Below are 7,254 nucleotides of genomic sequence, written 5' to 3'. Positions count from 1 at the left end.
CCAGCCGCCCGCCCAACCCCTCTTCAATCCAGATGAACTGATCCCGGCGCCGCCAGCCGAAACGCCAATATTCCTCGACACCCTGCCCTTGCCCGCCGTCATGGCCCAGGCACTGGCGGCCATCGATCCGGAACACCCCGAGCAAGACATTCTCTACGCGCTGCCGGACTCACCCGAGCCGTCCTACAGCTCGGTGGCCACGCACATCGAACAGACGCTACTCGGCTTGCTTGATGATCTGACCCTGCCGGAACGCCATCGCCCGCAAGCCGAGGCGATGCGCGAACGCCTGAAGAACGGCTTGAACTGGTACGAATTGCTGCCGATCCTCGACGATCTGGCGACGTTGATGCTGGCGATCACCGACAGCGGCCAGCATGAGTTTGAAGCGTACTTGCAGCAGCTCAATGAACGTCTTGAGTCGTTCCAGAGCAACCTGCAAGCCGCCAGCGCCGGGCACGCCGACAACCGCTCCGCCGCGCGCGAGATGGACACGCAGATCCGCGAGCAGGTCGACGGCTTGCAAACCAGCATGCAGGACGCCGCCGATCTCGACGACCTCAAGCACGTTCTCGAAAACCATCTCGAAGGCTTGCTCGGAACCATGGACCAGCACCAAAAGCAACGCGACGAACGTGAGCAGGAAGTCGCCGCGCGCCTGCACAGCCTGGCCGAACGGGTCGCGCACATGGAGCAGGAAGCCATGGGCTATCGCGAGCACCTTGAAGAACAACGCCAGAAAGCCCTCATCGATCCGCTGACCGGCCTGCCGAACCGCGCAGCCTGGAGTGAACGGCTGGAACAGGAGATCAGCGAGTGGCAGCAACACGGCAACACGCTGATGCTGGCCATGCTCGATCTCGACCATTTCAAACGAATCAACGATAACTACGGCCACCTCGCCGGCGACAAAGTGCTGAAGATCATCGCCAGCGTGTTGCGCAAACGCCTGCGCGGCTCGGACTTCATCGCTCGATTTGGTGGCGAAGAATTTGTGCTGCTGATGCCTGCCACCGTGCCGGCCGTCGGGGCGAAACTTCTGGAGACCCTGCGCGCAGCAATCGAGGCCTGCCCTTTCCACTTCAAGGGCGAACGCGTGACGATCACCGTGTCCATGGGACTGGCGGCGTTCAAACCCGGCGAACACAGCGATATGGTGCTTAAAAGAGCCGATCAGGCGTTATATCGAGCCAAACATGCAGGGCGAAACCGGGTGGAATTGGCCTGAAAGCCAATTGTTCCATTTTGTTTAATCCGGCTCCGTCGCCGTCATCATTCGGGCGATTACGTTACACTGTTGCATTATCGTCCATCGTGTATTGCCATCTGCCATGAAATATCTCGCCTTCGTTGCCTCTTTTTTGCTGCTGGCCGGTTGCGCCAGCGGTCCGCGTTTCGACACCAGCCATCCTTCCGCCAATTTCGACAGCCGTACGCCGTTTGTGGTGCTGCATTACACCTCGGCGTCGCTGGAGCGCTCGCTGCAATTGTTGACCCACGGCGAAGTCAGCAGCCATTACCTGATCGGTGACGACAAAGGCGCGACCATCTACAAACTGGTCGATGAAAATATGCGCGCCTGGCACGCCGGTGAAAGCGAATGGCAAGGCCGGACCTGGCTGAACTCGAGCTCGATCGGCATCGAAATCGTCAATCCGGGTTTCCGCGACACGCCCACCGGGCGCCTCTGGTATCCGTACAGCGAAGATCAGATTCAAGCGCTGATCGTGCTGCTCAACGACATCAGCAAACGCCACGGCATCAGCCCTCGACACATCATCGGCCATAGCGACATCGCGCCGTTGCGCAAACTCGATCCCGGCCCGCTGTTCCCATGGAAACGCCTGGCCGCCGCAGGCCTGGGCGTGTGGCCCAACGAACAGGCGGTCGCCGCCCGGCAAGCGCAATACACCGAGCACCTGCCCACCGTCGGCTGGTTCCAGGAACAGCTTGCGCGCCTCGGTTATGCGACGCCGCAGACCGGTGAACTGGATGTCGCCACTCGCCACGTAATCGCGGCTTTCCAGATGCATTACCGCCCTAGCCGTTTCGACGGCACGCCGGACGCGCAGACTGCGGCGATGCTGCTGGTGCTCAATCAGACAAAATAATGACGCCCGCCCGACGGTCGCGCTTTTTCTCAAACAGCAGCTATAACTCATTGGTAATTCTTCGGATGTTCCCAAATGGCTGCTACTCGCGAGAGGTTGCGAAGTTGGTTCTATCGCCCTTGGTTTTTGGCGATGCTCGCTGCTGTCTTCAGTGCAACGCTGCTGATGGTCGCCAGTCTGTTTATCGCGCTGCATCAGGTTGAGCAGAACGAAAGCCGCGAAATGAACGCTCAGGGTGAACGCTTCCTCGCCCGCCTCGAACAACTCTTTGGCCAGTTACGCGAAAGCCTCGACGATCTGGAAGCGCAGCCCTTGCGCGGCTGCGATGACGAAATGATCGCGACGTTGCAGCAAGTCAGCTTCAGCTATCGCTTCGTTTATGAAGCCGCTTATATGGACGCCAGCCGCATTTGCTCCAACCGGCCGCGCCAGGAAGGCTTATCGCTGGTTCGCCCGCCGGACATCAAAGGCCCGACCTACAGTTATTGGCTGAACACCACCACCGAACCGGATGAAAACCGCGCCGCGTTGATGCTCGGCCGCGGCAATTTTCGCGTGGCGACGTCGCGCGGGCATTTGACCGACATGGTCGACCTCTCGCCCGGCAGCAGCCTGCTGGTGGTGCTCGACCACGGGCAACGGGCGATTCCGGTGCTGGGCCTGGAACAAGTCTGGCCGCCGACTGAACCCTGGCCGCCGAAAAGCCGCGACGCGCTGCAAGTCACTCAAAGCCGCTTGATCTACCGCATGCCGACCGATAACCCGGAATATCAACTGGTGCTGATCACCCCGCGCAACGGCACGCATGTGCCCGCCGTCTGGTGGTGGCTGCTGCCGGGCAGTCTGGTGCTGGGCATTTTCGTCGGTTTTCTGGTGTTTCTGCTGGTGCGCCAGCGCCAGTCGCTGGACGCCGAACTGCAAGGCGCGATCCGCCGTGGCGAGTTGCAAGTGTTGTATCAACCGATCTTCGACCTCGACAGCCGTAATTGCGTGGGTGCCGAGGCCCTGCTGCGTTGGCGCAGGCCGGACGGTACGCTGACCAGTCCGGACCTGTTTATCCCGATGGCCGAGAACACCGGGCAGATTCGCCAAATGACCGACTTCGTCCTGCAACGGCTGCTGGAACAACTGGGCCAATTGCTCCGGGCGAATCCGCAACTGTACATTTCGGTGAATCTGGCCGCCTGCGACGTCATGGTGCCGCGCATCGGCCAAGTGATGGCGCGCCTGCTGACGGTGCACCGGGTCGCGGCCAAGCAGATTGCTTTTGAAGTGACTGAACGCGGGCTGATTGACGTGGTGGTGGCGCGGGAAAACCTGCAAGCGCTGCGCAATGTTGGCCATCAGGTGCTGATCGACGATTTTGGCACCGGCTATTGCAGCCTCGCCTACCTGCAAACCCTGCCGGTGGATTGCCTGAAAATCGACAAGGCGTTTATCGATGCGCTGGGCCATGACGCCGCCAGCAGCGGGGTCGCGCCGCACATCATTCACATGGCCCAGGCCCTGCAACTGAAGGTGATCGCCGAAGGCATCGAGCATGAAGCGCAGGCGCAGTTTCTCAGCAGCGAAGGCGTCAAGTACGGTCAGGGCTGGCTGTTCGCCCATGCACTGAGCGCGGTGCAGTTCATCGAACTGATCACCCGTGGTCGACGACAAAATGGCCGCCGCATCGATGACGAAGCGTAAATCCGCTCAGACCGCCAGCGCCATGTAGAACTGCGTGCCCTGCCCCGGCCGCGAATAAACGCCCATCCGCCCGCCGTGCAGCTGCACGATTTCCTTGCACAACGCCAAGCCCAGCCCGGCGCCGCCCTTCTTGCGCCCGACCTGCACAAACGGCTCGAAAATCCGCCCTTGCTGGCCATAGGCGATGCCTTCGCCATTGTCCTCGACGCTGATAATCACGCGCTCGCCGTGACGTCGCGCCTGCAAGCGAATCTGCCCGTCCGCGGCGGTATGGCGCATGGCGTTGTCGATCAGGTTGTCGAGCACGCGATCCAATTGCGCCTGGTCTGCCTGCAAGCGCGGCAATGGCCCCTGCACTTCGACCAGCAAGTCGATGCCCTTCTCGGCCGCCGTTGCGGCAAATCGGTCCTTGGCTTGCGCTAACAAATCTTCGATGGAGCACGGCGCCAACGTGAGTTTTTGCAGGCCGTTCTGGTAACGCGAGAAATTCAGCAGGTCATTGATCAACTGCATCAAGCGCTGCATTTCTTCATTAACTGTGTCGAGCAGATCGGCTTCGCGCGAATCCTCGGGAAACTTCGCCCGCTCGCGGAACAAACCGAACGCCATGTGCATGCCGGTGACCGGCGTGCGCAATTCGTGGGAGGCACGCAACACGAACTCGCTGCGCACCCGCTCGAACGCGCGCTGCTCGGTAACGTCGTGCAACACCATCACTGCGCCGAGGATATGCCCTTGCGTGTGGCTGACCGGGGTCAGGCTGTACGTGAGCAACCGCGATTCGCCATCGACTTCGATGGCCAGGTCTTCGGGCGCGCGCTCCAGCGTGCCGCCGCGCAGCACCAGTTGCAGCTGTTCATCGAGTTCCGGGCGTTCGAGCGCGCTGCCCAGGCCTTGGCCGAGCCGGTCGCTGTCCCAACCCAATTGCCGTTGCGCCACCGGATTCAGGTGTTCCAGATGACCTTGGCGATCGATCATCAGCAAACCGTCGTCGATGCTGTCGAGCACCGCTTGCAGGCGTTGCTGGCCGGCGAGCAATTCGTCGACATTGGTCGCCTGATGCTCGCGCAAGGCTTCGGCCATGATGCCGAAGCGGCGGGTCAACAGGTTCATTTCTGCGGCGGAGGAAATCGGCAGCGTCACTTCGAAATTGCCCTGGCCGATGTTATCCGCCGCTTGCGCCAACGCCTCGATCGGCGCGCCGAAGCGCCGGGCAATCCCGTGCGCCGTGATGAAACCGATGATCAGCACCGCCAGCCCGACAAACCCAAGCAAACCGGCGATCAGCAACGCGCGATCCCGAGCCTTGCGCTGAGTGTTGTTGATGTTGTCGAGGGCGCGTTTGTGTTCGGTGATCAAACCGTTGCGCAGCGCGTTGAATTTCTCCGTCAGCACCTGATTGCCGCTCAACACATGCGTCGGCCCGCGTGAATCGCTGAACGCCTGGAGGAAACTCAGGTAATCCTTTTTCGCCTGACTGAAACCGTATTGCACGGCGTCGCCCACTTGCTCATGAGCAATACCTTCGTCGAGCAATTGGAAATAATGCTGCTTGGACGCCTCGAACGCAGCCGGATCAGGCTTTTCACTGAGCATGATGACCAACTGATCGCCCAGGGTCTGGCGCAGCTTGAGGCCGAGGTCGAGGCTGACGAAGTTGCTGCGAACCACGGCGTCCTGGCTGCCGGCCATCTGCATCACGCTGACCAAACCCAACAACAACCCGAGCAGCGCCACAGTGATGAGTGCGGAAATGCTCAGAAACAGCCGGGTCCGCAACTTCATCGCCAATTTCATCGGAGATCGCTCACAGGTTGTACTGCTTGCGTTTGCGGTACAGCGTCGAAGCGTCGATGCCTAGCGTTTTGGCGGCCTGATCAAGCGTGCCCGCGGTGGCCAGCACCGCGCCGATGTGGGCCTTTTCCAACTCGTCCAGGCTCAGCGCAGCGCCGACCCGTGGCGAATTGTTGGCCGGTTGTTCGGCCATGCCCAAGTGGCTGATTTCCACGCGTTCCTGCGGGCAGATAATGCTCGCCCGCTCGACCACGTTGCGCAGTTCGCGAATGTTGCCCGGCCATCGATAGCTGAGCAGCGCTTCGCGCGCCTCGTCGCTGAAACCGCGTGCCGGTCGTGCATATTCCTTGACGAAGCGCGCGAGGAAACGATCCGCCAGCGTCAGGATGTCTTCGGTGCGTTCGCGTAATGGCGGCAGGTGCAAAGTGATGACGTTGAGGCGATAGAGCAAATCTTCACGGAAGCGACCGTCGCGGACCATGTCTTCCAGATTGAGGTTGGTCGCAGCCAAAATCCGCACATCCGCGCGGCGCGTGACCGGGTCGCCGACGCGTTCGTATTCCTTGTCCTGAATAAAGCGCAGCAACTTCGGCTGCAACGTCAGGGGGAAGTCGCCGATCTCGTCGAGAAACAGCGTGCCGCCATCGGCCTGATTGACTCGACCCAAAGTGCTTTCGCTGGCGCCGGTGAACGCCCCGCGGCTGTGGCCGAACAATTCGCTTTCCATCAATTCGGCGGTCAGCGACGGGCAGTTGATCGTGACGCAGGATTTCTTCTCACGCTTGCTCCAGCCGTGAATGGCCCGCGCCAGCTCACCTTTACCGGTGCCGGACTCGCCGAGAATCAGAATGTTGGCGTCAGTGCCGGCGACCTGGCGGGCGGTTTCGAGCACGACTTTCATCGCCGGGCTGTGCGAGTCCAAGCCATCCTTGGGTTTGCGCACTTCACCTTCGAGCGCTTCCAGACGTGCCGAGAGTTGGCGCACTTCCAGTTGCTTGGCGGTGGCCAGACGCAATTGATCGGGGCTGCACGGTTTGACCAGGTAATCGGCAGCGCCGGCCTGGATCGCATCGACGGCGGTGTCCACGGCCGAATGCGCGGTGACTATTACGACACGCATCCACGGCGCCTGAATGCGCATTTGCGCCAGTACATCGAGGCCATTGTCTTCGCCCAGACGCAAATCCAGGAAGCACAGGTCGAACACCTGACGCTGCAACAATGCATCAGCCTGGGCAGCGCTGTTGGCAGTGGCGACGGTGTAGCCCTCGTCTTCGAGGCAATAGCGGAAGGTACGAAGGATGGCGGATTCGTCGTCCACCAGCAGAATTCGGCCTTGTTGCTCAGTGGCTGATTCCATTTTCCTACGCTCCTTACTGAAAGATATTAGGTTAGTCCCGGATAAATCGGGCAAGTTGCATGGTTTATTCTGGTCCATTCCAGCGCCGGCCGGGTAGTTATCTACTGACCTGTCCGCTAATGGACTGATTTAGTTGGTTTTTTACAAAAAATACAACATTTCGGCGCTTGCCTACGTGAATGTCTGACATCCGCGACCGCAACTCAATTCAAAAAGTTTGAAATTTCCTACGAAATTATCGTGCATTACGCACGACGATCAGAGACCCATCGTGCAGGATGCGTCCGAAACGATTTTTAT

5 protein-coding genes are annotated in these 7,254 nt (G+C 60.3%); 3 read left to right on the top strand and 2 right to left on the bottom strand.

Annotation, left to right across the window (positions count from 1 at the left end; genetic code table 11):
• From BI292_RS23350 to BI292_RS23340, 3 genes are all read left to right on the top strand, one after another.
• The coding region (locus BI292_RS23350; RefSeq protein ID WP_178076621.1) for a GGDEF domain-containing protein at window positions 1-1,228 on the top strand (1,228 nt) is incomplete at its 5' end.
• Between the two features lie 103 nt (window positions 1,229-1,331).
• Window positions 1,332-2,111, top strand: a complete 780-nt coding sequence (locus BI292_RS23345; RefSeq protein ID WP_101209339.1) for an N-acetylmuramoyl-L-alanine amidase — start codon at window positions 1,332-1,334, stop codon at window positions 2,109-2,111.
• Between the two features lie 75 nt (window positions 2,112-2,186).
• Window positions 2,187-3,800, top strand: coding sequence for an EAL domain-containing protein (locus tag BI292_RS23340; RefSeq protein WP_092275560.1), 1,614 nt, complete (start codon window positions 2,187-2,189; stop codon window positions 3,798-3,800).
• Window positions 3,801-3,806: 6 nt separating this feature from the next.
• On the opposite strand, the gene BI292_RS23335 is transcribed toward BI292_RS23340, so the two are convergent.
• A complete protein-coding gene (locus BI292_RS23335; protein WP_101209338.1) occupies window positions 3,807-5,597 on the bottom strand; it encodes an ATP-binding protein in 1,791 nt (596 codons plus the stop codon).
• Between the two features lie 10 nt (window positions 5,598-5,607).
• Window positions 5,608-6,954: a sigma-54-dependent response regulator transcription factor AlgB gene (algB, locus tag BI292_RS23330; RefSeq protein WP_092275566.1), complete on the bottom strand. Its 1,347-nt coding sequence runs from the start codon at window positions 6,952-6,954 to the stop codon at window positions 5,608-5,610.
• Window positions 6,955-7,254 lie beyond the last annotated feature (300 nt).

Origin of the sequence: Pseudomonas sp. 43NM1, assembly GCF_002836905.1 — a bacterium.
Classification (GTDB): domain Bacteria; phylum Pseudomonadota; class Gammaproteobacteria; order Pseudomonadales; family Pseudomonadaceae; genus Aquipseudomonas; species Aquipseudomonas prosekii.
Note: the sequence above shows the minus strand (reverse complement) of the source record. Positions and strands in the feature narration are given on the sequence as shown.

Coding starts and splice junctions, on each gene's coding strand:
- BI292_RS23340 (WP_092275560.1), top strand. CDS start 2,187: ATGGCTGCTACTCGCGAGAGGTTGCGAAGTTGGTTCTATCGCCCTTGG.
- BI292_RS23345 (WP_101209339.1), top strand. CDS start 1,332: ATGAAATATCTCGCCTTCGTTGCCTCTTTTTTGCTGCTGGCCGGTTGC.
- BI292_RS23335 (WP_101209338.1), bottom strand. CDS start 5,597: ATGAAATTGGCGATGAAGTTGCGGACCCGGCTGTTTCTGAGCATTTCC.
- algB (WP_092275566.1), bottom strand. CDS start 6,954: ATGGAATCAGCCACTGAGCAACAAGGCCGAATTCTGCTGGTGGACGAC.